General features: G+C 55.1%; 14 protein-coding genes. 7 read left to right on the forward strand and 7 right to left on the reverse strand.

From position 1 onward, the window contains the following. The first annotated feature begins 29 nt into the window (after positions 1–29). Positions 30–4,595 (forward strand): glutamate synthase large subunit, encoded by a 4,566-nt coding sequence (gltB, locus tag B2R17_RS10665; RefSeq protein WP_286763965.1) that lies wholly within the window; start codon positions 30–32, stop codon positions 4,593–4,595. 144 nt (positions 4,596–4,739) lie between these two features. Continuing rightward, positions 4,740–6,242 (forward strand): glutamate synthase subunit beta, encoded by a 1,503-nt coding sequence (locus B2R17_RS10670; RefSeq protein WP_008661229.1) that lies wholly within the window; start codon positions 4,740–4,742, stop codon positions 6,240–6,242. A gap of 170 nt (positions 6,243–6,412) precedes the next feature. Here B2R17_RS10670 and B2R17_RS10675 read toward each other — a convergent pair whose 3' ends face one another. The 3 genes from B2R17_RS10675 to B2R17_RS10685 all read right to left on the reverse strand — a co-directional run bounded on the left by B2R17_RS10675 (position 6,413) and on the right by B2R17_RS10685 (position 12,782). Beyond that, positions 6,413–7,576, reverse strand: coding sequence for a DUF1559 domain-containing protein (locus B2R17_RS10675; protein ID WP_286763966.1), 1,164 nt, complete (start codon positions 7,574–7,576; stop codon positions 6,413–6,415). Then, positions 7,573–11,499 (reverse strand): S1C family serine protease, encoded by a 3,927-nt coding sequence (locus tag B2R17_RS10680; protein ID WP_286763967.1) that lies wholly within the window; start codon positions 11,497–11,499, stop codon positions 7,573–7,575. Before B2R17_RS10680 ends, B2R17_RS10675 begins: the two co-directional genes overlap by 4 nt. 893 nt (positions 11,500–12,392) lie before the next feature. Continuing rightward, a complete protein-coding gene (locus B2R17_RS10685) occupies positions 12,393–12,782 on the reverse strand; it encodes a hypothetical protein (RefSeq protein WP_286763968.1) in 390 nt (129 codons plus the stop codon). Positions 12,783–12,975: 193 nt separating this feature from the next. Here B2R17_RS10685 and B2R17_RS10690 point away from each other — a divergent pair, with 193 nt between their 5' ends. The 3 genes from B2R17_RS10690 to B2R17_RS10700 all read left to right on the forward strand — a co-directional run bounded on the left by B2R17_RS10690 (position 12,976) and on the right by B2R17_RS10700 (position 17,144). Then, positions 12,976–14,679 (forward strand): B12-binding domain-containing radical SAM protein, encoded by a 1,704-nt coding sequence (locus B2R17_RS10690; RefSeq protein WP_286763969.1) that lies wholly within the window; start codon positions 12,976–12,978, stop codon positions 14,677–14,679. Positions 14,680–14,828: 149 nt separating this feature from the next. After that, positions 14,829–16,358 carry a PA14 domain-containing protein gene (locus B2R17_RS10695; protein WP_286763970.1) on the forward strand — a complete coding sequence of 510 codons (1,530 nt, stop codon included), beginning with the start codon at positions 14,829–14,831 and terminating at the stop codon, positions 16,356–16,358. 87 nt (positions 16,359–16,445) lie between these two features. After that, complete coding sequence (locus tag B2R17_RS10700) at positions 16,446–17,144, forward strand: 3-keto-disaccharide hydrolase (RefSeq protein WP_286763971.1); 699 nt, start codon at positions 16,446–16,448, stop codon at positions 17,142–17,144. A 348-nt stretch (positions 17,145–17,492) separates the two neighbouring features. Here the strand turns inward: B2R17_RS10700 and fliG are convergent, their stop codons facing one another. The 4 genes from fliG to B2R17_RS10720 all read right to left on the reverse strand — a co-directional run bounded on the left by fliG (position 17,493) and on the right by B2R17_RS10720 (position 23,580). Continuing rightward, positions 17,493–18,500 carry a flagellar motor switch protein FliG gene (fliG, locus tag B2R17_RS10705; protein WP_008665207.1) on the reverse strand — a complete coding sequence of 336 codons (1,008 nt, stop codon included), beginning with the start codon at positions 18,498–18,500 and terminating at the stop codon, positions 17,493–17,495. Positions 18,501–18,680: 180 nt separating this feature from the next. Further along, complete coding sequence (locus tag B2R17_RS10710) at positions 18,681–20,309, reverse strand: Na+/H+ antiporter NhaC family protein (protein ID WP_286763972.1); 1,629 nt, start codon at positions 20,307–20,309, stop codon at positions 18,681–18,683. A 38-nt stretch (positions 20,310–20,347) separates the two neighbouring features. Beyond that, positions 20,348–22,639 (reverse strand): hypothetical protein, encoded by a 2,292-nt coding sequence (locus tag B2R17_RS10715; RefSeq protein WP_286763973.1) that lies wholly within the window; start codon positions 22,637–22,639, stop codon positions 20,348–20,350. A 56-nt stretch (positions 22,640–22,695) separates the two neighbouring features. After that, a complete protein-coding gene (locus B2R17_RS10720; RefSeq protein WP_286763974.1) occupies positions 22,696–23,580 on the reverse strand; it encodes a TIM barrel protein in 885 nt (294 codons plus the stop codon). Between the two features lie 352 nt (positions 23,581–23,932). Between B2R17_RS10720 and B2R17_RS10725 the strand changes: the two genes are divergently transcribed. Both B2R17_RS10725 and B2R17_RS10730 read left to right on the forward strand, forming a co-directional pair. Further along, on the forward strand, positions 23,933–24,208 hold the full coding sequence (locus tag B2R17_RS10725; RefSeq protein ID WP_007330042.1) for a hypothetical protein: 276 nt from the start codon (positions 23,933–23,935) through the stop codon (positions 24,206–24,208). Positions 24,209–24,282: 74 nt separating this feature from the next. Further along, positions 24,283–25,131, forward strand: coding sequence for a ParA family protein (locus B2R17_RS10730; RefSeq protein ID WP_286763975.1), 849 nt, complete (start codon positions 24,283–24,285; stop codon positions 25,129–25,131). The last annotated feature ends 35 nt before the right edge of the window (positions 25,132–25,166 follow it).

Consider the following 25,166-nt stretch of genomic DNA (forward strand, 5'->3'; position numbering starts at 1 on the left):
GATTCCCTCATCCCCAAGTTGTTTCAGTTATGACCAAGCAACCTTTATTTCACCTGCCGCCGGCCCAAGGACTGTACAACCCTGAGCACGAAAAGGATGCGTGTGGCGTTGGATTTGTTGCCCATATCAAAGGGGCACCCAGTCATCAAATCGTGATCGATGCCGATACGATTTTGCAAAACATGGACCACCGTGGTGCCTGCGGCTGCGAGCCCAACACCGGCGACGGTTCAGGAATCATGTGTGGCTTGCCCCACAAGTTTTTGCAAAAGGTTGCCAAAGCAGATCTCGGTGTCGAATTGCCCGAAGAAGGCAAGTTCTCGGCTGGTTTGATTTTCTTGCCAACCGACGAAGCCGAACGAAAGATCTGCAAAGACACCATCGCTCGTTTGATCGAAGAAACCGGTCAGAAATTGATCGGCTGGCGCGATGTGCCACAAGAAACGGACGCCGCCGACGTTGGCCCAACGGCTCGTCAGAGCGAACCTGTCATCGAACAGTTGTTCGTCGGTGCGGCAGACGGTCTGAGCAATCTGGAGTTCGAGCGTCAGCTTTACTTGATCCGGAAGCAAGCCAGTCACGAACTGCGCGGCGGTACGAAGATCAAGCAAGCCTTGATGTTCTACGTCTGTTCGTTGTCGACCAAAGTCATCATTTACAAGGGCATGCTCACGCCGGCCCAAGTGATGCCTTACTTCCCCGATCTTCGTGACGAAGATTTCGAGACGCACTTGGCGATGGTCCACAGTCGTTTCTCGACCAACACGTTCCCAAGTTGGGACCGTGCTCAGCCGCTTCGTTTCATGAGCCACAACGGCGAAATCAACACGCTTCGCGGCAACGCGAACTGGATGCGTGCTCGTGAAGGCACGGCCGCCAGCGAAATCTATGGCGACGAACTGAAGAAGTTGTTCCCCGTTGTCGAGCCTCACTTGAGCGACTCGGGAACGTTCGACAACGTGCTTGAGTTCTTGCTAATGAACGGCCGCACGCTGCAAGAAGCCATCATGATGATGGTTCCCGAAGCGTGGCAAAAGCACGAAACGATGCCTGAAGAAAAGCGTGCTTTCTACGAGTACTTCAGCTGCATGATGGAGCCTTGGGACGGCCCGGCTTCAATCGCCTTCACCGATGGCAAGTGCATTGGTGCGACGCTCGACCGCAACGGCCTGCGTCCCAGTCGTTACTACATCACCCACGACGATCGCGTGATCATGGCCAGCGAAGTCGGTGTGTTGCCAGTCGACCCATCCATCGTTCGCGAAAAAGGTCGTTTGCAGCCGGGTAAGATGTTCTTGATCGACTTCGAAGCGGGGCGTTTGATCCCCGATGAAGAACTCAAGAGCGATTTCGCGAGCAAAAAGCCATACGGAAAATGGCTCAAGCAGCAACGCATTCGTTTGGCTGATTTGCACCCCGAAGCCGAAGGTCACGGGTTTGACGGCGACACTTTGCTGCCTCGCATGCAAGCGTTTGGCTACACCGCCGAAACGATGAACTTCATGCTGCGTCCGTTGGTCGAGCAACTGCGTGACCCGGTCGGCTCCATGGGCAATGACTCGGCGCTAGCTTGTTTGTCCGACAAGCCGCGGATGATCTATGACTATTTCAAGCAACTGTTTGCCCAGGTGACCAACCCCGCGATCGATTCGATTCGCGAAGAAGTCATCATGTCGCTGGAGTGCTACATCGGTCCCGAGCAAAACCTGCTGGCCGCGACTCCAGAGCACTGTCACCGGTTGTTGATCGATCATCCGATTTTGACCAACGAAGAAGTCGCCGCTCTCAAGCATGTCGACCACGAGCGTTGGCACAGCCGCGTAATCGACACGACGTTCGATCGTTCCGAAGGCAAGGCTGGTCTGACGAAGACTTTGGATCGGATTTGTGCTGAAGCAGAAGCGGCCGTCGACGAAGGTCTGCAAATCATCGTCCTGAGCGATCGCGACGTTTCGCACGACCGTGTGCCTGTCAGCATGCTGCTGGCCACCGGTGCGGTTCACCATCACTTGGTTGCCAAAGCCAAGCGGACTCGCGTGGGGATTGCCGTCGAAACCGGTGAAGCTCGCGAAGTGCATCATCACTGCTTGCTGATTGGTTACGGTGCCGATGCGATCAACCCGTACCTCGCATTCGAAGCGTTGTGGCAAGCTCACCGCGACGGCTTGATGTCGCCCACATTGGACGACGACAAGATCGTTGCCGCGTACCGAAAGGGTGTCGCCAAAGGCATGCTGAAGGTCATGGCCAAGATGGGCATCAGTACCCTGCAAAGCTACAAGGGTGCTCAGATTTTCGAGGCGTTGGGACTCCGCGATGAAGTCATCAAGCGTTGCTTCGTTGGCACCGCCAGCCGCATCCAAGGGGTGACGTTCGACGTCATCGCGGAAGAAACACTGCGTCGTCACGAGCTTGGTTTCCCAGAAAAGGAAGCTGACCGTTTGACTCAATTGCCAAACCTCGGTGAATTCCACTGGCGTGCCGAAGGCGAAAAGCACGCTTGGAGCCCTCAAGCGATCAGCTCGCTGCAAATCGCGGCTCGCAACAACAACGAAGACGCGTACTGGAAGTTCTCGCACGAAATCAACGAGGACAACCGAACGCGTTGCACACTGCGTGGATTGCTTGACTTCAAGGAAGGCGTTGGCGGACCCGCGTTGCCTTTGGACGAAGTTCAATCGGCCAAAGACATTGTCAAACGATTCTGCACCGGGGCGATGAGCCTCGGCAGCATCAGCGCCGAATCGCACGAAACTCTCGCCATCGCAATGAACCGTTTGGGCGGCAAGAGCAACACCGGTGAAGGCGGCGAAGATCCACAACGATTCCAGCCGCTTCCCAATGGCGACACCAAGCGTTCTGCCATCAAGCAAATCGCGTCGGGACGCTTCGGTGTCACGATCGAATACTTGACCAACGCAGACGAACTGCAGATCAAAGTCTCGCAAGGTGCCAAGCCTGGCGAAGGCGGTGAGTTGCCCGGCAAGAAAGTCGACAACTACATTGCCAACATCCGTTACAGCACACCGGGTGTGGGACTGATCAGTCCTCCGCCTCACCACGACATCTATTCGATCGAGGATTTGGCTCAGCTGATCCACGATTTGAAAAACAGCAACCCATCGGCACGCGTCAGCGTGAAGCTGGTTAGCGAAGTGGGCGTCGGTGTGATTGCATCGGGTGTTGCCAAGGCTCACGCCGACCACATCCTGATCTCCGGTGACACCGGTGGAACGGGTGCGTCGCCGTTGACCAGCATCAAGCATGCTGGGTTGCCGTGGGAACTCGGGATTGCCGAAACTCACCAAGTCCTAGTGCTCAACGATCTCCGCAGCCGCGTTGTGTTGCAAACGGACGGCGGTTTGAAAACCGGACGTGACGTTGTCATCGCAGCATTGCTCGGAGCCGAAGAGTTTGGTTTCTCAACCGCACCGTTGATCACGCTCGGCTGCATCATGATGCGGAAGTGTCACTTGAACACTTGCCCGGTCGGCATCGCGACTCAGGACCCTGAACTCCGCAAGATGTTCTCGGGCAAACCCGAGCACGTGGTGAACTACTTGTTCATGGTCGCCGAGGAAGCTCGCCGTATCATGGCACGACTTGGTTTCCGAACGATCGACGAAATGGTTGGTCGCAGCGATGTGTTGTCGACCGACGACGCGATCAAACACTGGAAGAGCGATGGGTTGGATTTGACCTCCGTCCTAAGCCCCGCGCAGCGTCCTCACGATAAGGTCGAAGTGATCTGCACGCGTGGCCAAGATCACGGTTTGGAAAAATCACTCGACATGACCAAGTTGGTCGCCGAAGCGATGCCCGCGATCGAAAACGGCGAATCTGTTCGCATCACGTCGCCGATCATCAACATCAACCGGACCGTCGGAACGATCTTGTCGCACGAGATCGCCAAACGACACGGACAAGCCGGCTTGCCCGACGACACCATCCACATCGATCTGACGGGTTCTGCGGGACAAAGCCTCGGTGCGTTCCTCGCTCATGGTGTCACGATTGAACTGGAAGGCGACGCGAATGATTACGTCGGCAAAGGTTTGTCCGGCGGACGCATCATGGTCTACCCGCCTCGCGAAAGCACATTTGATGCTGCCAACGAGATCATCGTCGGCAACGTTTGTCTGTACGGTGCGACCAGCGGCGAAGCCTACTTCAGTGGCCGGGCGGCAGAGCGTTTCTGCGTGCGAAACAGCGGTGCTCGCACCGTCGTCGAAGGCGTCGGGGACCACGGTTGTGAATACATGACCGGCGGACGCGTGGTGTGTCTCGGTGAAACCGGACGCAACTTCGCTGCGGGTATGTCGGGCGGGATCGCTTACATCTGGGATCGCAAGGGCGACTTCAACCTTCACTGCAACTTGGCCACCGTCGAGTTGGAAAAGATCGAAGGTGAAGCGGAACTCGCGGATGTCAAAGGCATGATCGAGAAGCACCACGAGTACACCAAGAGTGCGTTGGCTGCGGAAGCCTTGGCGGACTTTGACACGTTCGTGTCGCAGTGCGTCAAAGTCATGCCGACAGACTACAAACGCGTGCTGGCTGAAATGGCTGCCGAGAAAGACGCGGTCAGCGTCTGAAAATGACGGCGCACATCGCTTGCTTTGCAAAGCGATTGAAAACGATCGGGCGAAGCGAATCGCTTCGCCCGGCACGCGTGGCCATCGCCGCGAAAACCCACCCCACATCAACCGTACACATCACCCCATTTTGAGGACTCTGCCATGGGCAAGCCCACTGGATTCAAGGAATTCGATCGCGAAAAAGTTGCTTGGCGATTGCCAGTCATCCGGATCAATGACTACGACGAGATCTACACCGAACCCAAGACCGAGCATCTGCAACGTCAGGGCGCTCGCTGCATGGATTGCGGTGTTCCTTTTTGTCAGTCCGCGACCGGATGCCCGATCGACAACTTGATTCCCGAGTGGAACGACCTGGTCTACAACAATCGCTGGAAAGAAGCGATCGAGCGTCTGCACAAGACCAACAACTTCCCCGAGTTCACCGGCCGGGTTTGCCCCGCACCATGTGAAGGCTCGTGCGTGTTGGGAATCACCAATCCGCCTGTGACGATCAAGAACATCGAAAACGCGATCGTGGATCGTGCTTGGGAAGAAGGTTGGATCGTTGCTGAACCGCCGGAGCAACGCACTGGAAAGAAAGTCGCTGTCATCGGCAGTGGACCGGCTGGTTTGACCGCCGCTGATCAACTCAACAAAGCCGGCCACTTGGTCACCGTCTACGAACGCGCCGATCGGATCGGTGGTTTGTTGCAGTACGGCATTCCCAACATGAAGTTGTCGAAGAAAGCGGTTCAGCGTCGCGTCGACAAAATGACGGAAGAAGGCGTGACCTTCAAAACCGGAGTGAATGTCGGCAAAGACATCTCGCCGAAGGATTTGCAAAGCGAGTTCGATGCTGTGTTGTTGGCCTGTGGTGCCACCAAGCCACGCGACCTGCCGATCCCCGGTCGCGAAGCCAAGGGCGTTCATTTCGCGATGGACTTCCTCACGTCCAACACCCAACAACGTGTTCACGGTGATAACCTGGGGGCCGACTTCATCAGCGCCGAAGGCAAGGACGTGATCGTCATCGGCGGTGGTGACACCGGGACCGACTGCATCGGAACCAGCCTCCGTCATGGTTGCCGCAGCATGGTCAACTTTGAGTTGTTGCCTCAGCCACCAGCCGAACGTGCCGACGACAACCCATGGCCGGAATGGCCGCGTATCTTCCGTGTCGATTACGGTCACGAAGAAGCCGAAGCGAAGTTCGGAAAAGACCCTCGCGAATATCAGATCCTCAGCAAAGAGTATTTGGTCGACGACGAAGGCAAGCTGAAAGGCATCAAGACCGTCAACGTCGAATGGACGAAGAACGATGAAGGCGGCTGGCAAATGGCCGAAGTCGAAGGCAGCGAAAAAGAATGGCCTGCCCAACTGATCTTGTTGGCGATGGGCTTCTTGGGCCCCGAGCAAACCGTTGCGGAATCGTTGGGTCTCGAGACTGACGCTCGCAGCAACTTCCAAGCTGAACACGGCAAGTACGCAACCAACATCGACGGCGTCTTCGCCGCGGGTGACTGCCGCCGTGGACAAAGCCTGGTCGTCTGGGCGATCAACGAAGGCCGCGGCGCCGCTCGTGCGATCGACATCTTCCTGGAAGGTTCCAGCAACCTACCAGCCCCAGGCCAAACGATGGGCACATCAATGGCCGCCGTTTGAGCCTAGCCAGTTCCAAACAAGACTCCACAAAAGCGACCTTCAATCATTGAGGGTCGCTTTTCGTGTGCGATTCATCCCGCTAGATCGAGCCCGCGATCCACATGCCGCCATCACAACACAAGAGCTGTCCAAATCGCATGAAGTGAGCACGTCAGGACGATTGGGGACGGTTAGCGAATGGTCTGGAATTTCGCTTCTCGCTCCGAAGGAATGATTTCCTTTTCCGCTCGTGTACCCATGGCTCCCCAAACTCCGTAGGGGCTCGGGCAATGTTTCTCTGTGTTGTCAGGTGAGATGCAAGGTGCGGTGCTGTCACCGGTGTCGATGAAACGGGACACAAACCGAATTGCACCGTCCGCCATTGCCAAGTTCACACCATCGATGTGGTAAGACGAGGCTGAGACGACGCCGCTTTCGGGGTCACCCGCCATCGTCGCGGAAGGACCACCGGGCGGTAGCACGGTTGTAAAGCCGTTGAGCAAGTAAAATCCTTCTGCCCAACGCGAGCCTTTACCAACTCCCCAAAGCGTCTGTTCGGACCGGTAGGTCTTGTCTTGTTCGTTGACAGTCTTCATTGCCAGATCGGGGGACTTCGACAAGCCTGGGATACTGCGGGCGATTCGAGCGGTGTATGCGTTCATTTTCGCAACCCCAATCATTGACTCTCCGATCATGGCTGTATTGGACATCCCATCGACAATGTCTCGGAACTTGATGGTCGTATGAGCAGCGAAGGTTCCCCGCCCGACACGTCGTGCGAGTCGTCGATCATCCACACCGTCATCAAACATCCGACCAACCGATTCGATCCCATCCCCGTAGTTGAACATGTAGCTGCGAAGGCCATAGTCGACTCGCATGGCGGGGTCCGCTGGGCAAAGGAAGAGATCGATTTGCACTGCCCAAAGTGGGTATTCATCTGCGCTGATCGAAGGGGATGGCCCCATCTTGGAAAACTCATCGTCATCCGGTCCGACTCGATTGGTCAACCGTTCCCAAACTGATTGTTGCTCCATGAACGGCGTGAGGCCAGCAAAGCCTGACAATCTTCCTTGGTTGGAAGATCGTTCATCCGTCGGCGCGATCGGCGGGTAGCCTTTGTGTCCCGAGGTGCCGCCTGCCCCCAATGGAAGTTGCCCGTAGGCGGAATGGTAATTGTGAAGCGCTAGAGCAAGTTCCTTGAGGTTGTTTTGACAGTAGTGTTTTCTCGCCTCATCACGAGCTTGAGCGACGAACACGGACAGCAGAGAGAATGAAATCAGGATCAGAGCCAAGGTTCCTGCAGCTGAATTGCATCGGATCGAGGGACTCGACGCACGTAATTGAGGGATCATTCGGATGGAGCTCCAAGCATGGCTTGTCGGACGAGATCGGCGATCGGAAAATCAACCAAAACAAAATACTGCAGCTCAGCAACGCCGCCCTCCCTGTCGCTAGCTTTGATGTGGATTGGCACGGCTACCGGGAACCCTTGAGGTTTACGGTTTGTGAGTCGCTTGAACTCTCCCATCATGTCAATGGATTTCGATTTGAGTTGATGCGAAATGTCGGAAGCGCTGGTAGGCGACCTGGAAGCGTAGAATTGTCTGAGCTGTGGTGATTGAATGAGCAGACTGCGGTCGATCGTGACGTTACCGGTCTTCTCATCCATTGAGATCCCGTCCAATCGCGTCATCAAGAAATAGTCAAACGGCGCCGTGCCACCTGCGAGTTCGTGATTCAGAGTTTCTTTCTGACGAACGGAAACCAAAGTGGATTGAGAAGGTTTGAAATGAAGCTTGATTGGGTCGCTTGAACCAAGAGAACCATCTGTTCCCAGATTCGGTGGGATCCACCGATAAACACGGTCGCCGCAGGCCACCCAAACTTTGCCGTCGGAAACTTGCATATGCGGGCGAGGAGCGTTTTGAGTGTCCAGTCGGACCCCTTGGAAAATTGGCACCCGTCGAGACAATGCGTTGTCACCATCGATGACCAGCAATGTGACCTGTTGTGTAAGCCGCCGTGTATGAACGCTACCCGGTACATTGACGTTGCTGACACGGTTTTCAAGCGATACCTGCTGATTGGTTTCGGCAACGGCCGTCGGTCCGGCAACAATGCTTGCCGAACCACCCGGACGTGTCGGGTTAGTGGACGGCGAGTCCGTCTGTTGTCGCAGAAACTGCCCCTGCAGCAATTGTGAGTTTGCACCGGGGAGGGAGGGGATTCGTCCAGGACTGACAATCAGTTTGACGGTGCCGGTTCGGACATCCTTCAGCACTCCACCCTCGAAAAGCCCATCCAGAAAAACGGTTTGGTTTTGCGCGTAGCGACCGTGACGCCGGGGTGTTGGAGTCTCCGGACCAGTCGAGCGAATAAGGCGAAGCGTTTTGATACTGTACACGTCATCGCTTTGCGTGCCTTCCAGATGCAGTTCGTTGCCATCGAGCCGGATCGTTTGCAGCGGCGATGTTGGCAACAAGAGCTTTTCTCGCTCCAGTGTGCGGAGGTCATATATCGGAACTTGCTGATTGTTGTTACTTGGCAGAATTGCCAGGCGAGCCCCCGCAATGATGACCTCCTTGATACTCCATGGAATACTAACCTTGATTGGATCGACGCCCCTTCGAAAGGGGATCACGCAGAGATCACACATTACTGGTTGTTCCGGGTTCCGAATATGCGTCCGACCGTACTGATCCACTGGTGGACCAGACCAAGCGACACAAAAACTCTCTGTGGGCGAGATCCGAAAACCTGCGACTTCGAGTGGGGCCTGTATTGAAGGTTGTTCAACTTCGAACGTGAAGTTGAGCACGCGCTGAATCTCTTTAAAAGACAGCGTGACCGGAACCTCATGCGAGCCGACCTGGTCTTCCGTTGGTGACCATTTCAACGTGACCTTGTTGGAAGTGGATTCTGCAGCCACCAACTCCGCCCCGTGGGGAAGACCCCCCAACTGAATCTTTACGTCGGGGTCAGTCGCCTCGATTGAAAACGTGTTCGCCGATCCAATCTTCGCGGTCGACTTTCTTTTCTCCAGCTTCATGAATGGTTCTTTGGCAATTCCAAACGCTGTTAATGGAATGGTGACAATTTTGTCGTTGGTGGCGTAGATCACTCGCTTATGAATCTCATCTGCGAGCAACCTCGTTTTTGATCCAACTTGCTTAAAGTCTGCTCGGCCGGCAACGCCGCGTGGAAGCGTCAATTGCGTCCCAACCAACTCTTTCGGCAGTTGAATAGCGTTGCCTGTGGTTTGAAAGTTGTTGTACGAGGCGGCGAACAACCTAAGACTGGTGGGCTTCGATGTGTAATTTTGCACCATCGGTGCAAACCCGATTGCAACAGGCTGGCTCCTGAAGAAGCAGCTTGGTGCAAACGGAAGGGAGGCATAGTGTTTTTCGAGACCGACCGTGTGGATCTTGCTGCCCACGGCGACGAACTGTCCAAACGGCCCTGGCACGTAACCAGTACAACTGCGGTGATCGTAGAACGAACGCTTGAATTCGGGGGTGTCTGCGGTGAAGTCATTGGCCAGCCGCAATGATTCAAAACCAGAAGGCGACCAAGGGCCTCGTCGATAGGCAAACTTCCCATCGGCGGAGATAGCACAGTCCATCGAATCGTCGAAGGCTTTTCCGCGATCTCTCATGACACGGAGATCAATGACACCGGCCTCTGAATCGTGGCCGCTGCCGTAGTTGTAGTACACGAACGGATCCGCGGGATTGGAGGAGCAGGTCACGTGAGACACACCCGCACCTTGGATTGGAATCTTTTTTGTTAGTTCAAACGACTTCGCGTCGATGGCGTACACATGAGAATCCTGTGAACACACCACTGTGTAGTACTCCTTGTCGCCGAACAACTTGTAGGTGATCCCAACCGGTGTAGTGCCAACCAAAACGCTAGGCAGTTCCTTCAAGTCGGCCCCACCACTAAGTTGGTTGGCTTTGACTAGAAAGGCCCGATGACTGACCGGATCGACGCACGCGACGTCTCCATTGTTTGCATTGATTGCAAAATCTGACATCTCATTCGGGAGCAAGACCATGCCGGTTCCCTGGATATCCGGTTCGACCTTCGGCAGAACCGATGGCCCCAATGAAGTCGTCGCAACGCTTTCACCGGACGATTGCTGATCCAGCTCTTTCACCTTCACTGGCTCGCTAAATTTCCGCGTTCCGTCGCCCGCTGTCCATGCGACCTGGCAAACTAAATTTGGTAACGATGTGTTGAAGGAAGCCTGCGCCTGGCTGTGCTTGAGTAGATACGTGACGTTTTTCTTTTCAACCAGTTCTTCCGCCACTTGGTCCCATTGCCCGTTCGATCCTGGTTTCGTCACCTTTTGGTTCTTGGCAGAAAACAGAAGAACCTCGACATCCCTTATCTTTTGCGTTGGATCCAGAAACTTCATCTTCATCACGAGTTGTCGCTCGCCATCCGCTCTTGAATTTTGCTGCACATGGATCGAAGCAATTCGACCATAGAGCAATTCCTGCAAGACTCGGCGAGGAATGGCAAAGCCAATGTTTGTATTTCGAACCTTTGCAACAGCGACGCCGATGAGCTCCCCGTTTTGCGTCAAAACTGGGCCTCCAGAATTGCCGGGATGGATGCCACCATCAACCTGCAGCAATGCAATTTGGTCGAAGTCATCGCGACGAATACTTGAGACGCTGCCTTTGCTGATGGTGATCGATGGGAAGCGTTTGTTTGTGCTCAGGATTTCGCCGAAAGGAAACCCTGCCGCCAAGACAGTGGACGTTTCACGCACGTCCGTGGCGTTGGTCCAGTTCACAATGTCAGGCAACTTTTTGTTGTTGGTAACACCCAACACAGCAAGGTCGTTGTCAGCGTCCCGGCTGCGAATATGCGCGACCAATGTCACTTGTTGGGGTGTTCCACTGTGAAGAACGCACTGGATCGAGATTGGAACTCCTTTGTCGGCAGTCACCACATGCGAGTTAGTAACGATGTAGCCGAGTCGTTCATCGACATCCACCAGAAATCCCGATCCGGTTTGCTCTCCTTCCCGCGTTTTCACCTTGATAAAAACAGTGTTCGCTTTGATCTGATCAATAACCTGCTCCAGACTCAGGGCATTGGCCGGTGTCGCTACCTTGGCGATGGTGGATGCCTCCTGCGAGACAGATTTCACTACCGGGGCGACCGATGCCGCAGGTTCAATCGGCTTGGGCACGGTCTCTACCGCGTCGTAGCCCAAACGTTTCGCTCGATTGGATTCCGCAACCGCCCATGGCATATCCATTATTTCCGTTGGAGACTCCCCAACCCGAGATTGCTCACTCGGTGTTTCGGTTGATTCTTTCGATCCAGGTTCAACAGCAACTGCCACGGATCCTTCCGGTTGGCTCACTACCGGGTTGCTCGGAGGAGAGCCATCAGAAACGAAGAACCAAAGTCCCAAGCCCGCCAGCATGATCACCAGAACAGTGCCTCCGACGCCAGCTACCCAAAAATGGGTCGGAACTCCGTTCCTCCGTCGTGCTGCATCGGAAGCATCATAGATCGGTTGCTCGGCTGCGACCGCAACAGGGCCACTAGTTGGCCCCGCTTGGAATGCGGCTACCTGCTGCCCGAAAGTTGGCGAGTCAAGTTCCGACGCGAATTCCGAAGCCTCGGAGGCGCCAGCATCGGAAGAATCAAGATTGGATAGAAAGTCTCCAAAATTATCAAAGTCGCCGTCGCCAGCATTTGTCTCGTCGAGATTCGGACGTCGAGGCTCCTCAACAACTTGAACCTCATCGAGAGCGATTTCCTCAGCTACTGGCACCAGAATAGATGCGGAGCATTTCGGGCACTTGACCCGTTTCCCAGAGACCTTTTCAGGTACCCTCAGTCTTGTACTGCATTGTCCGCATACTACCGATAAAGACATGTCGTAAGTGCCGCCGACCAAAAAGAAAGGAAAGGCGGGGGGGCATCAATTGGCTACCGCGCCAGGCGACTGAACATAACGCGACGGATCGACGAAAGCAAATTTTCAGTTGTGACAAGGCATCTCACGAACAGAAAAACTTGCGTGGAAAGATTGCAATCGCATCAGCAGCGGAAAGAGGAGAGCGTGCATTAATTTGGAATTAGCTATTTTCATTCGCGTATGCGTTATTTCACGTACCGGCCCCGCCAGCAGCGAGCCTCTCAGGTCCAATTCCACACGGTCCAGAAGTGCACCGCCATCGCGACGATCAACGCGATGATCGAGATCGCAGTCGGGTACTCGTAGTAGTACTGCAGTCGTTTGTGATTGCCCCAGTACCATCGGAAGTGAATGAACAGTCCGACGCAGATCAGCAGCATTCCAAACGTGATCGCGGGCGTGCCGTTGTATTCCTTCCAAAACTCGGGCGACATTTGCCCGCGGTGGGCAAGATTGATTGTCGTCGCTCGCTGGACGAGACAGCATCGCAGTCCATAAATGCAAACCACCGCCGCCGCACCGACGCCAACAATCCGCCTCGTGATGGGACCGCCGTCGGGACCATCGGACAGTCGGTCGGCCAAATCGAAGATCCAATCGTGCTGATACATGGTCGCGGCTGGGGAGCGAGGAATGCTCGGTGAGCGGGCATTCTGTGTCAGGTTGATTCCAACGACGTACGGGGCGCAAGTGAGTCCCCCGCACCAGCATTTTCGCAAGAAAGTGATTCGAACCCCCTGATGGTGGGTTCTGCGGTATGCTGGTGTTCGGTTGGCAACTCACGCAAAACTCACAGGTGCGACTATGTCACGGATCGCGATCATCAACCCCGCCTTTGAAGTTTCGTATTGGGGGCTGGAGTATTCGCAGCCTTTGTTTGGCAAAAAGGCCAACATGCCTGTCGCCAGCCTCCCGTTGCTGGCCGCTCTGACACCGCCGGAGCACGAGGTCGTTTTGTTCGACGAGAATGTCGAGTCGCTGGATTTTGACGAACTTCAAACGTTTGATATCGTCGCGATGACGGGGATGAGCGTTCAGCGTTTCCGGATGGATTCGATCGTCACTGAGTTGAAAGATCGAGGTTGCTTCGTTGTCATCGGTGGCCCATGGGTGACGGTCGAAGAGGACTACTTCGGCGATCGTGTGGACGTCGTCTTTATAGGTGAGGCCGAAGTCACGTGGCCGCGTTTCTTAGCGGAATGGCAAGAAGGTGAACACAGCCAGCGGTATGAACAGGTCGACAAGACGGACATGGCGACCGTCCCCACTCCGCGTCACGACCTTCTGAAAAGCAAGCACTACCTCGTTGGCAGCTTGCAGATTTCTCGCGGCTGCCCATTCCAGTGTGAGTTCTGCGACATCATCGTCACCTTTGGTCGTCGCCCACGCATCAAACAGTCGGCACAGGTAACCGCCGAACTGGACAGCTTGCTCGCTCAAGGAATGCACATCGTTTTCATTGTGGACGACAATCTCATCGGCAACAAAAAGGCGATCAAACCCGTTCTTCGCGAAGTCGCGGCGTGGCAACAGCGGCACGGATATCCGATCGTGTTCAGCACCGAGGCTTCCTTGGATTTGTGCGAAGACGATGAGCTGATGGAAATGATGGCGGAAGCCAATATCCAGTCCGTGTTCATCGGACTGGAAAGTCCTGATGAGGAATCACTCAAAGAGACCAAGAAGTATCAAAACGTCCGCAGTCGTGGTGGCACGATGCTGGAAAAAGTTCATCGCATTCAAGACTTCGGAATGGAAGTCTGGTGCGGATTGATTGTCGGTTTTGACAACGACACGTCGGAGATCTTCGCGACGCAGCAAAAGTTCTTGAAGGATTCGCGAATCGCCCATGCGATGGTGGGGCTACTGCACGCGATTCCAAAGACGCCACTGTATGCTCGGTTGTTGGAAGAGGGGCGTTTGGATCTGGCGGATGAGCATCACTATGGCACCAACGTTATTCCAAAAGGCATGACACGAGACGAGTTGCTTCGCGGGTACCTAGAAACAATGCGAAATGCATACGAACCTGACGTCTACTTCGATCGCTTGGACCAATTGTTTGTTCACGATCGATTTCAGTTTCGTGCCTTGAACACAGACTATTTCAGAAAGCATCGGTGGCAGCGCCGCAAGCAACGCACCATCTTCATGGTTGGTTTCGTCGCCATGTTCATCCGGTTGATGTGGAAGGTTCCGGATGCCGAGTTACGTCGGACGTACCGGCGTCAAATCTTGGCGGCGGTCCGCGGGCGGTTCAAGACTCCGGAAATCTATTTCTTCTACGTGCTCAAGTGCGCGATGCACTACCATCACCACCGCATGACAAGCGAGATGATCGACGATCCCTCGAAGTTTGTCTCGACCTATGGAAAGGCGATGCGTTCGGACCAATCCAGCGAGGAGCGTTCAGAGTGCCAGTCCGCGGCTGATCGGCAACAAACAGAGAAGCCAGTTGCTGTGACGTCACCCAGTTTGCCCGTGGTTGAGACGACAACGTCCACTTGAAGATGTTTGTGTCGGCGATTCAGGAATTTTACCGTTTCATTTTCACGACTCGGCAGTGAGTCGGAATCGGTGTTGGTGGATCGCGAGGCAGTGGAAATATAGGTAGGTTGTTGGCTTTTGATCTCCACCGACCTGCGCCGCGAAAACTCATGCGACTTTTTTCGATCGTTCTCTGTGCTTTCTTGACTTGGCAAACGTTTTCGCCATCGGTTTCAGCGGATGAACCAAAGAGGCTCGACCCAAGGTCTCCGCGCTGGTCACCGCTGGTGGACGTCATTGCAAAGGTGGAGCCCGCGGTAGTCGGTTTGTTTCTAAGGGATGAGGAGACCGGCGGATTCAACTCGGGTAGTGGGACGATCATTGAATCGTCCGGGTATGTGTTGACCAACGATCATGTGTTGTCGAGCAACAGCGGCTACGTGGTTCTGGGCAAAGTTGCAGGCAAATTTGAGGTCGTTGGCAGAATGCCCGAAAAGGACATGGCTATCGTTCGCCTATTGCACGTGAAGGGACGCTTGCCAACCGTTCCGCTGGGACGCAGCAACGATGTGCACAATGGCGAGGCGGTTGTCGTGGCGGGCAACCCTGGTGGACGCGGCATCACGATCACGTCCGGAATTGTCAGTTCCAAGAAGACTTACTTGGACATGCCCAACGCATTGATTGCGACGAACTACAACTTGCTCGCACGCGATGACTATTTGCGGTTCGATGCGGCGAGCAATCGCGGCAATTCGGGCGGCCCGTTGGTGAACATGGAAGGCAAGATCATTGGGATCGTTTCTCGCGTGAACCCAGAAGAGCAAAATGCTGGTTTTGCGATTCCAATCGATCGTGTTCGCAAATTGCTTGGTCGAATTGTTGAACCGGAACTGCGACACGATCGATGGGTTGGCATCTCACTCAATCCGCTTGCCGAAGCAGCCGTTGTCGCCACAGTCGAAGAAGGTTCACCAGCTGCAACAGCGGGGGTACTTGCCGGTGATGTAATTGAGATGGTGGCAGGTAGCCGTGTTCGCAATGCGGCTCAATACACGCTGGTGTTGGATCAAGTGCTCAGAGAATCCGAAGAGGTTGAGTTGCTGGCGAGCAGACGCGGATCAGCGATCCCGGTTTCGCTGCAGACCGTTGCGGTGCCTCGGCTTCAAGGCATCGAGCTGGACGAGCACGAACCTGGTCTGGACTATCGAATGTACCTGGGCAAGTTCAAAAAGTTGCCCGAGTTTGAAGAGATGGAAGTTGCAAGATCTGGGCAAGTGGATTCGCTGAACTTAGAGGAGATCCAGGCTGATCAGCGAGACGATTTTGCGTTGAGGATCGACGCGATGTTCCGCGTGCCGGAGGAGGGTTTGTATCGATTCCAAATCACATCCGACGATGGAAGTCGAGTTTTCTTGCATGACAAGTTGTTTTTGGACCACGACGGCAACCATCCGCCCATGACGGTCAGCCGATTGGTGCGTGCCGGGGCCGGTTTGCATCCGATCCGCATCGAGTATTTTGAAGGTGGAGGCGCACAAACGTTGACGGTGGGTCTGACGCGTTTAGATGTTCCAGCAGGCGACGACGGCGATGAATCGGATTCCGAAGCGGAACAAACTCCGGTCGAAGTGCAGTTCTTTCGTGTGTCAGCCTCAGACTCTGAATCGAAACCCACATCGGACGCTGTCAGCGAGTAAAATCTTCGCCAGCTGTTCTGTTTGGCAGCTTGGCGGTTGATCCCGCCTGTTTCCCCCCCACCCCACTTTCCCACCTGCGAATTGCTGATGAAAACGTATTTCTTTGCTGCTGTCACACTGTGTGTTTCGACACTTCTTGCCCATTCACCCGCCGCAATGGCGGAGGACGCCGCCAAGACCGGAAAGTGGGAAACACTTTTCGATGGCAGCAACTTGGATGCTTGGCGTGAATACAACCGCGACTCGGTGACGACCGGATGGAAAATCGAAGGCGATGCTTTGACCTGCATTTCACGCAAGGATCAGGGCGACGCCGCCCGCGGCGAAAACTTGATCACGAGAGAAAAGTTTGACGCCTTTGAATTGGAGCTCGATTTCAAGGTCACTCCTGCAGCCAACAGCGGCGTGATGTTTCATGTCGTCGAGACAAAGAAGCCGCCTTACTACACCGGACCCGAAATCCAGATCCAAGACCACAAGGGCGGGCACGATCCACAAAAGTGCGGATGGTTGTACCAGTTGTATTCCTCGGACACGGATGCCACGAAACCGGTTGGTGAGTGGAATCAGTTGCGAGTGCTAATCACCCCTGAGAAATGCGAGATCGCGGTTAACGGAGTTCTCTACTGCGAGTTCGTCAAAGGCAGCGACGACTGGAACGAGCGAGTTGCTAAATCAAAGTTCGGCAAATGGGAAGGTTTCGGTGAACCGACCAACGGACATATCTGTTTGCAAGATCACAACGACGAAGTTTCGTATCGCAACATTCGAATTCGTCGACTGTAGGTCGTTGTTCGAGGCGATTTTGCAACGCTACTATGTTGTGAAACGAATCGCGTGAAACTTGATGGGGCAAAGGGAAGGGCCATGGTGAAGCCCTCCCTGCCTCACCATGGCCCTATCATTGCTGGAACGATATGGCACCGATCGTTCCACCCTCCCAATCCATGGTACAAGGAGTATCGGACCGCACCGGTCAGATGCTTCAGCCGTTTTGGTGAGGTGAACCCGTTTTTTCTGACGGGGCGCAGTATCCCAAGGGAAAGCAACCGTTTTGTATCAAGGCAAAATGGGTTGGCCGCGAAGGAAAGCTCGGTTTTGAGCGAGCTTTCAGGCAGGGCTGAGCGAGAGTGATTAGGTGACGTACTCTTCTTCGGCTTCGCCGGTTGGACGTGAGATTTCGCCGGTGTCTTCGAGATGCCGGACAATATCGACGATCTTCTGTTGGACGGCTTCGACCTCGCTGATTCGAACGCTGCCCAGATAGCCCATTTCTTCCTGCAGGTTTTCGGCGGCCCGCGAACTCATGTTTCGCAGAACTTTTTGCTGCAAAGCTTCGCTGGCACCCTTCAGTGCCATCGCCCACTGAGCCGTTTCGACATTCTTCAGCAATGCTTGGATGTCGCGGTCGCCCAGTTTGGAAATGTCTTCGAAGACGAACATCAGTCGTCGAATGTCTTCGGACAACTCTGGATCTTCGCGACCCAGAGATTCCATGATGGTCCGTTCGATCGCACGTTCGACCACGTTGAGGATCTCAGCGACGCTTTCGACACCACCCGTGTTGCTGTGTTGTTGGTTGACCATGTTGCTGAGGCGAAGTTCCAATCCACGTTCCAGTTCGGAAACCGCTGCCGGGCTGGTGCGGCCAATCGATGCGATGCGCCGGATGACTTCCAGCTGTTTCACGGGATCCAGCCCCGCGAGCACTTCCGCCGCATAGGATGACGGGACGTGAGACAGCAACAATGCAATGGTTTGTGGGTGTTCTTCGCCGATGAATTGAAGCAGTGTTTGCGTGTCGACCTTTTTCACAAAGCCGAACGGCATCGCATCGATGGTTTGTTGCAGGTTGCCGATCAGTTCTCCGGCATCCCGCCCCAACGCTTCTTTGATCAGTTCCTTGGCTCGTTCCAGGCCACCTGGGCTGGCGTAGATCGAGCTCGCTTTGCTGGTCAGGAACTCAGCGATCACGACTTCTTGTTCGTCGCCACCAACCGAGTCGATCTGCGCGATTTTGATGCTGATCGTTTCGATCAATCGCGGCGGAAGTTGACCGAGGACCTTTGCCGCGACCTTCGTGGGAAGGCTCATCAGCAAGATTGCCGCTTTCGTCAATCCGCGATCGTCAGCGATACTCATGGTCGACGAACTATTCACTTCGTTGAGAAACCTGCCATGCAAATGAGAGGAAGCACTGTATGAGTGAGCACTTCACTTATCTTTCATCGGCAATCCAAAGAGCAGGCTCAACCGAACGCCGAAGAGGGAGGCGTCGTGCTGAATTAGGATCGGGATATCTGGCAGAACCAGCAAACTCGGCTAGGGTGCTGCGGTTTGGGGAGGTTTGCCGAGCACGCGAACGATCAACCAGAGCACCGCGGTGGAGATCAGCAGACTGATCCAAGGCGAAATGCCCCAGGATGCCGGCAGTGTCCCAAAAAGAATACACGTGACGCCAACCACCAACGCGTAAGGCATTTGCGTTCGCACGTGCAGCACGTGATCGCAGTCACAGGCACGGCTGGACAACACCGTTGTGTCGGATAGCGGCGAACAGTGGTCGCCGAAGATGGCTCCGGCGAGCACGCTGCTGAACGTGGCAAGACAAATTGGAGACATCGCGAGCGAAGCCGTTGCGGTCGATTGCAAACCGACCAGCACCGCCGTGTCCGATGCTGCCAACGCGGCTTGTTGCAGATTGATTGACAACGCGACGGACAGCGGAGTCAGGATCGCCATCGTGCCCCAGCTGGTTCCGGTGGAAAAGGCAATGAACGCCGCAAGCAGGAACACGCACGTGGGAAGCCATTCCACCGGAAGGCGTGTGTCCAGGATGGATGCAAGGTAGCCGCCGGTGTTGAGTTGGTCCGCACCCGTGAGCGAGGAGAGCCCCCATGCCAACCAAAGCACCGCCATCGCCGGCAGCATTTGGAACATGCCTTCCATTGTTCCCATCGCGACCAGTTCCCAAGACACTTTGCTTAGTAGCATTGCCAATGCCCCGGCGACAACCAGGCCCGCGGCACCTCCGGCAACAAGAGCCAAGTAGGAGTTGCCGTTTCCGATGACGTGGCCGAAGGTTTGCCATGTCGACATGTCGCCTTCGACAGGAGTTTGTAAACCGGTCCAGATGAGCACTCCGCTGATCACGATCAAGCAGATCACGATTGGCATGACCGCTGCGACCGTGTCTCGCCAGGAGGTCGAGGATGTCCAGCGGGAAGGATGAATTGGCTTGCGCGAGGCGGCGTTTTCTTCCTCCCACATCGGACCAAAATCTTTCCCTGATCGGGCGATGACAAAGACAAACCACAACGCCAACAGCGGATAGAAGCGATAGGGAAGGCTGTGCAAGAAAACCGAGAAAGTCATGTTCGTCGCGTCGATGCCCGCGTCGGTCAGTCCAGTCTGCAAGTAGCTCAGTTCCGTCGCGACCCAGGTGCTCACGAGGGTGAGGCCAGCAACCGGAGCGGCGGTTGAGTCAACTAAATAAGCAAGTTTGGCTCTCGATATGCCGTAGCGTTCCGCCGTGGTCCGCATGGTGCCACCAACCAGCAGCGTGTTGGCGTAGTCGTCGAAGAAGATCAACAACCCAGTGAAGCCGATCAATGTTTGACCGCCTCGGCGAGTTGACACACGGCGGGTCCACCCTGAGATCATCCGTGCCATGCTTCCCGCTGATTCCAAAACACCCACCATTCCGCCCAGAAGTAACGTGAAGGCGAGGACATGGAGATGGTCCCAATCGCGAACGGATTGATAGATCGTGAGAAAGAAATGTTTCGATGATTGGGCGAGTGTGTAAGCTGCGCCACCGTCTTCTTTGGAGGCTAACAGCCAAGTGCCAACGAAGATTCCAATCGCGAGAGGAAGCAGGACGCGGCGGGTGATCAGGGCCAGGATGATCGCGACGGCGGGCGGCAAGAGTGATTCGATGCCGTCGGTCATGGCGGTCTCCGTCGAAGGATTTCAGGGCGGCTGAGCGGCTATCGCAATCGAGACAGTCGAACCGGCGCGGACAGGCTTTGAGCGGCAGCGGCTTCCGATAGGCTGGCCGTCACATAACTCGGCAGTAACTCGCTGATTTCCGATCGATCGTTCGCAAACGATTCCAAACCGTCTAGCAATTCCAAGGCGTGCAAACGAATCGAAGCGGCGTCGCGACCATCGTAGCGGCTCGCGATTTTCGACCATCTCACACCGAGTTTTCCTCGAGCTTCCGCGGTCTCGTTGTCAGATAGGTCATCCGAATCTTCCCGCCACTGCATCTCGGCTTTCGCCAGCGATGCCAATCGAGAATCCGATGCTTTGCACATCAATGGGACACCGTCTTCCCAGCGTCGTAACTGCAAGCAAAGTGTTCGTCCCAAAACGCCGGCTGACGTTTCGGATTGTCTCATGCGTTCCAGTTCCAATTCGGTTGGCATCGTTTTGATCGACGCCAGCAAATCGCTCAGTTCGTTTTGCAATTGCTCGTCGGTTGCGAATGGCACCAGCTTCTCAACGTCGAAACCAAACGAAGCGCACCACTGGTTTTCGTTGTTCAGGATCAATTGATCCAGCAACGTGTTCGCTTGAAGTAGCAAATGATTGAGGTGATCGGTGGTGGATATGGTTTGTCGACAATCCCGCCAACTTTCGACGAGCCGACGCACAACCGAATCGGACCAAGGTTCCTGGGGTGTCTTGGGGACCGTTTCGGTCGACGGTGTCGTTGCGATCGCGGTGTGGGCGACCAAATCTTGAGCACGCAGGTGCGTTGTTTCGAAGGGCTCGACCAGCCAGCTGGCACGCAGACTCAAGTGCATCGCCGCGAGGTGTTCGAGAGAGCCGTTGCCCGCGAGTTCAGCAATCAATTCCCACTGGTCAATCAAGCCAGCCGCCTCGGTCAATCGAAACCGGCGTGTCGCCCGTTCGGTCTCGTCCCACAATTCCTGGGTCGCTTCGCTGATCTCGATTTCCGTGAATCGTGCCTTCTCAGGTTCGGGCGTCGGTGTCGCGGGAGTACGGTCGTCGTCCGGAATGTCATCTTTGTTGTTGGCGTCGGACGTTTCCGCCATTGCCATCTCGGCAACATCCGGTGTGTCCTCAACCGGCTCTGCTGCATCATCCGAGTCATCAGCCATCTCGGATGCAAGTTCAGCAACCGCGGGACCGCTGGGCGTCATCGATTCAACCGCGTCATCGAGAGTGGTTTCGTCCAGCTCCGTTTCGGCGTCTGGTTGTGGTTGAGTCTCAGTGCTTTCAACTGCGGGAGCAACCGCGATCATTTGCTCCGGTGATGCGGCGTCATCGGGAATCTCGTCCAACGCTTCGTCGTTGTTCGATTCGTCAGCGGTTGGTTCGTCCATCGGCGTCGTCGGAAGTTCGACTGGAACGGCACCGGTGTGTTCTGAGTACTGCGTGGCCAGTGTCGATTGATTGGCTTTCCGAGCCCCTAACCAGTACGCCAAGTAGAACGTGGCGGACAGGCAAAGAATCGAGAGCCCCACCAAGGTCCGGACTTCCGACATCCATCGTTTCCATCTGCCACGATGAGAACGCATCTCTTCGAGGACCAATTCGTTTTCGTTGCGCGGGGGCAAGTCTTCCAGCAACGAACGCTCGACGGATGGCTGAACCCAGTGCGATGTTTCGTCTGCCGTGATCGCGACGGTTTGTGCATCGCTGGCCTCAATCGCCACGTCAGCCAATCGGTTGACTGCCGCGGGAGGCAGACCAGGAATCAACACGTTGTTTTGAATCGGCGATGCTTGGTCGGTCGAAGCAAAGATCGTTTCTTGTGAAAACGATGTGTGCGACACGCTCTCCATTTCGAACGGAAGGATGCGGCCAAGTTGAACTTGTTGGTGTCGGTCGATTCGATAACGCGGATCCATCACTCGGTAGGCCGATGTGATGACTCGAGCTAGATGGCACTCGTTGACCGTTGACGGTTTGCTGACCTGGACCGACGCGAGAGCACCGGCGCTGCGTTTGGTCGCGGTGCGGATGATGTGCAACCGGCTTTCAAATGTCCGCAGACCCAACGTCGCGAAATGCAGGTCGTCTAGAAGATCGGTCGCTGCGATCGGATTCGGATGGCAATGACGGATTTGGTCAAAGATCGAATCGCTTGCTCGATCGTCCCCGTGGTCGTCTGAATCGTCCGATTCCGCCGTTGGCAAACCCGGGCGGGTCAATGCGTCACCCTCCGCCGCGTCGCGATCCGAATCCGGAATCGCGTCGTCGATCGAAGCATCGATCGGTCGGTCGTTGGGGGGAGTGTTTTCGGACATGTGCGAAAATGCTTGCCGAAGATCACATGGAACGTTCGGCGGCGGGAGTCCAAGAATCAGGTGTTACACAACGTGAAGGCTTGGCTGAGAGAGGCGATCGGGTCCGGGTGAGTGGGGATGAATTCTTGGGCGAGGTAGCCAGTATAACCGGTCTCGCGAATCGCCCTGATGATAGGTGGATAGTTGATTTCTTGGTTAAAATCCAGCTCTCCGCGGCCCGGATTGCCGGCGGTGTGATAATGCCCCACAAATTCGTGATAGCGGCGTAGATGGCGTATCACGTCTCCGTGCATGATTTGGACGTGGTAAATATCAAAAAGCAATTTCATCGCCGGTGAATCGACCGTTCGGATCAAATCGACGCACCGGTGGATGTCATCGCCCCAGTATCCGGGGTGTCCTTTCATCGGATGGGAATCGTCCACGCTGTTGAGATGTTCCAGCACAATTTGGACGTTGTGTTGCTCAGCGTAGGGAGTCACCCGCTTCCAGCAATCCACGCAATTTTGAAATGCGGTTTCTTCGGTGATGCCGGGCGCTTGCATGCCAGTGAACGTGATGACCGACGGCGCACCGAATTTCACCGCCAGATCGATTCCTTTGCGAAGCGACTCTTCGACGGCTTTGTGGTTAGCTCGATCGAGTGGGCCTTTTTGAAAACCGTGACTGCCGACCAGGGAGATTTCCAGTCCCATTTCTTTGATTGCCGGGTAGTGTTCGGCTCCAACGCCTTCCAATGCGACGTAGCCGATCTTTTTGGCTTCGGCGGCCAATGTCATCACGGGCATTGGTTTGAAACACCAACCCATGATTGATTGACGAAGGGGCTGGTTCGGTTGGCTACCAGCGATGGGACTGGATCCGTCCGCGGCGCTCAGTGTTTTCTGCGGTGACGTTTCGGATGGCTGCGTTTTTGAAGGCGGCGGGGGCTGGGCGGGCATCGCAGAAGTCCATCGATGGGGGATTCAGGGGGGAGCCACCATCATGATCGCTAACGACTGCTTCATTCAACTAGGAAAATGAATTGGCGAAGCGATCTAGTTGGACTGTTCGAGCGGTCGGCAGAGCAATTTCGTGACTGAAATCGAAGGTATTTCCAAGAGTTTTTGAGATCGGGTTCAAGCTCATCGTTTTGCCCGCAAAATTTTCTCAAGTTACCTAATCGGCACAGTCGATAGTTCTTTCACGCGACGCCCTGGCGTCGAACCCGCTCGGCTTGTTACATCCTGACCATCGGGTTGCCAATCTTCGCGGCCATGCCAACCGAAACTCTCGTCAATGGAATGACTCTCAGTGACATCCCTTACCGCTCGTCACCAATCGAAAACGGATTCCACCGACCTGAAACAAGCTCGCCGCGAAATGGAACTGGACCGAATGGCTGGATTAGGAACGTCCAAAACCGTTTCTCTTCCGCTTTCGCAAGTGGCTCGATTGCTGATTGATGCCGCCCAAAGCAACCGAACTTGGCTGATGGATTTCGCAGATGATGTGGTGCGAATCGACTCAGATTTGTATGAAGTCCTTCTGGCATACCAAGAACTGCGTAGCGATCTTCGCACCGCTTGATTGGTTGTCAGATTTGGATCGGATCCATCCACACGCACGACACTAACCATTTGTAACTCAGGAGCATTGCCATCATGCGATCAATCGCTGTCATCAACCAAAAAGGTGGTGTGGGCAAAACGACCAGCAGCGTCAATTTGGCCGCCGCTCTCGCTCGATCCGGTCGTCGCGTCTGTGTGATGGATTTGGATCCCCAAGCCCACGCGTCGTTGCACCTTGGGATCACCGCCATCGACGGAAGCGTTCCTTCGATGTACGAAGTTCTGTGCAGCGATATTTCGCTGACGGAAGCTCGTCAACAAGTCGGTGAAAACCTCTTCGTTGTCCCGTCAAACTTGGACTTGGCTGCCGCTGAAATGGAATTGGCCGGCGAAGTCGGCCGTGAAATGATTCTCAGCGACAAGCTCGCCGACGATGAAGAAGAATTCGATTACTTGGTTTTGGATTGCCCGCCAAGCTTGGGTGTGCTCACGCTCAACGCGCTGGTCGCGGTCGAAGAAGTGTTCTTGCCATTGCAACCACACTTCTTGGCGCTGCACGGTTTGTCCAAATTGCTGCGAACGATCGAAGTCGTTTCGCGCCGCATGAACAACAAGCTTCGCCTCAGCGGAGTCGTGTTGTGCATGTACGATGCGAACACACGTTTGGCCGCGGAAGTCAGCACCGACATTGATGAGTTCTTTGCCGCATCCAAAGACGGCCGCGAATTCTTTTCCGGTGCCAAGTTCTTTGACACTCGGATTCGCCGCAACATTCGTTTGGCAGAAGCTCCCAGCTTCGGACAATCGATCTTCGATTATTCCGGCGAGAGCAATGGAGCGATTGACTATCAATCGCTCGCGGAAGAAGTGTTGGCACAGGAAGTCGCCAACGCTCGAAAGACTTCCAGTGTGTCGACTCAGAATGCTCGCATGGCGGCCTGAGGCCACCTCGCGATTTTCATGTTGGGCCGGCGGAT

Origin of the sequence: Rhodopirellula sp. UBA1907 (assembly GCF_002337565.1) — a bacterium.
GTDB lineage: Bacteria > Planctomycetota > Planctomycetia > Pirellulales > Pirellulaceae > Rhodopirellula > Rhodopirellula europaea.

What these genes read in the sequence shown, in the direction of transcription:
- fliG (WP_008665207.1), bottom strand. Translation starts at nt 18,500, where the DNA reads ATGAGTATCGCTGACGATCGCGGATTGACGAAAGCGGCAATCTTGCTG.
- B2R17_RS10720 (WP_286763974.1), bottom strand. Translation starts at nt 23,580, where the DNA reads ATGCCCGCCCAGCCCCCGCCGCCTTCAAAAACGCAGCCATCCGAAACG.
- B2R17_RS10715 (WP_286763973.1), bottom strand. Translation starts at nt 22,639, where the DNA reads ATGTCCGAAAACACTCCCCCCAACGACCGACCGATCGATGCTTCGATC.
- B2R17_RS10695 (WP_286763970.1), top strand. Translation starts at nt 14,829, where the DNA reads ATGCGACTTTTTTCGATCGTTCTCTGTGCTTTCTTGACTTGGCAAACG.
- B2R17_RS10670 (WP_008661229.1), top strand. Translation starts at nt 4,740, where the DNA reads ATGGGCAAGCCCACTGGATTCAAGGAATTCGATCGCGAAAAAGTTGCT.
- B2R17_RS10690 (WP_286763969.1), top strand. Translation starts at nt 12,976, where the DNA reads ATGTCACGGATCGCGATCATCAACCCCGCCTTTGAAGTTTCGTATTGG.
- B2R17_RS10685 (WP_286763968.1), bottom strand. Translation starts at nt 12,782, where the DNA reads ATGTATCAGCACGATTGGATCTTCGATTTGGCCGACCGACTGTCCGAT.
- B2R17_RS10680 (WP_286763967.1), bottom strand. Translation starts at nt 11,499, where the DNA reads ATGGATATGCCATGGGCGGTTGCGGAATCCAATCGAGCGAAACGTTTG.
- B2R17_RS10700 (WP_286763971.1), top strand. Translation starts at nt 16,446, where the DNA reads ATGAAAACGTATTTCTTTGCTGCTGTCACACTGTGTGTTTCGACACTT.
- gltB (WP_286763965.1), top strand. Translation starts at nt 30, where the DNA reads ATGACCAAGCAACCTTTATTTCACCTGCCGCCGGCCCAAGGACTGTAC.
- B2R17_RS10730 (WP_286763975.1), top strand. Translation starts at nt 24,283, where the DNA reads ATGCGATCAATCGCTGTCATCAACCAAAAAGGTGGTGTGGGCAAAACG.
- B2R17_RS10675 (WP_286763966.1), bottom strand. Translation starts at nt 7,576, where the DNA reads ATGATCCCTCAATTACGTGCGTCGAGTCCCTCGATCCGATGCAATTCA.
- B2R17_RS10710 (WP_286763972.1), bottom strand. Translation starts at nt 20,309, where the DNA reads ATGACCGACGGCATCGAATCACTCTTGCCGCCCGCCGTCGCGATCATC.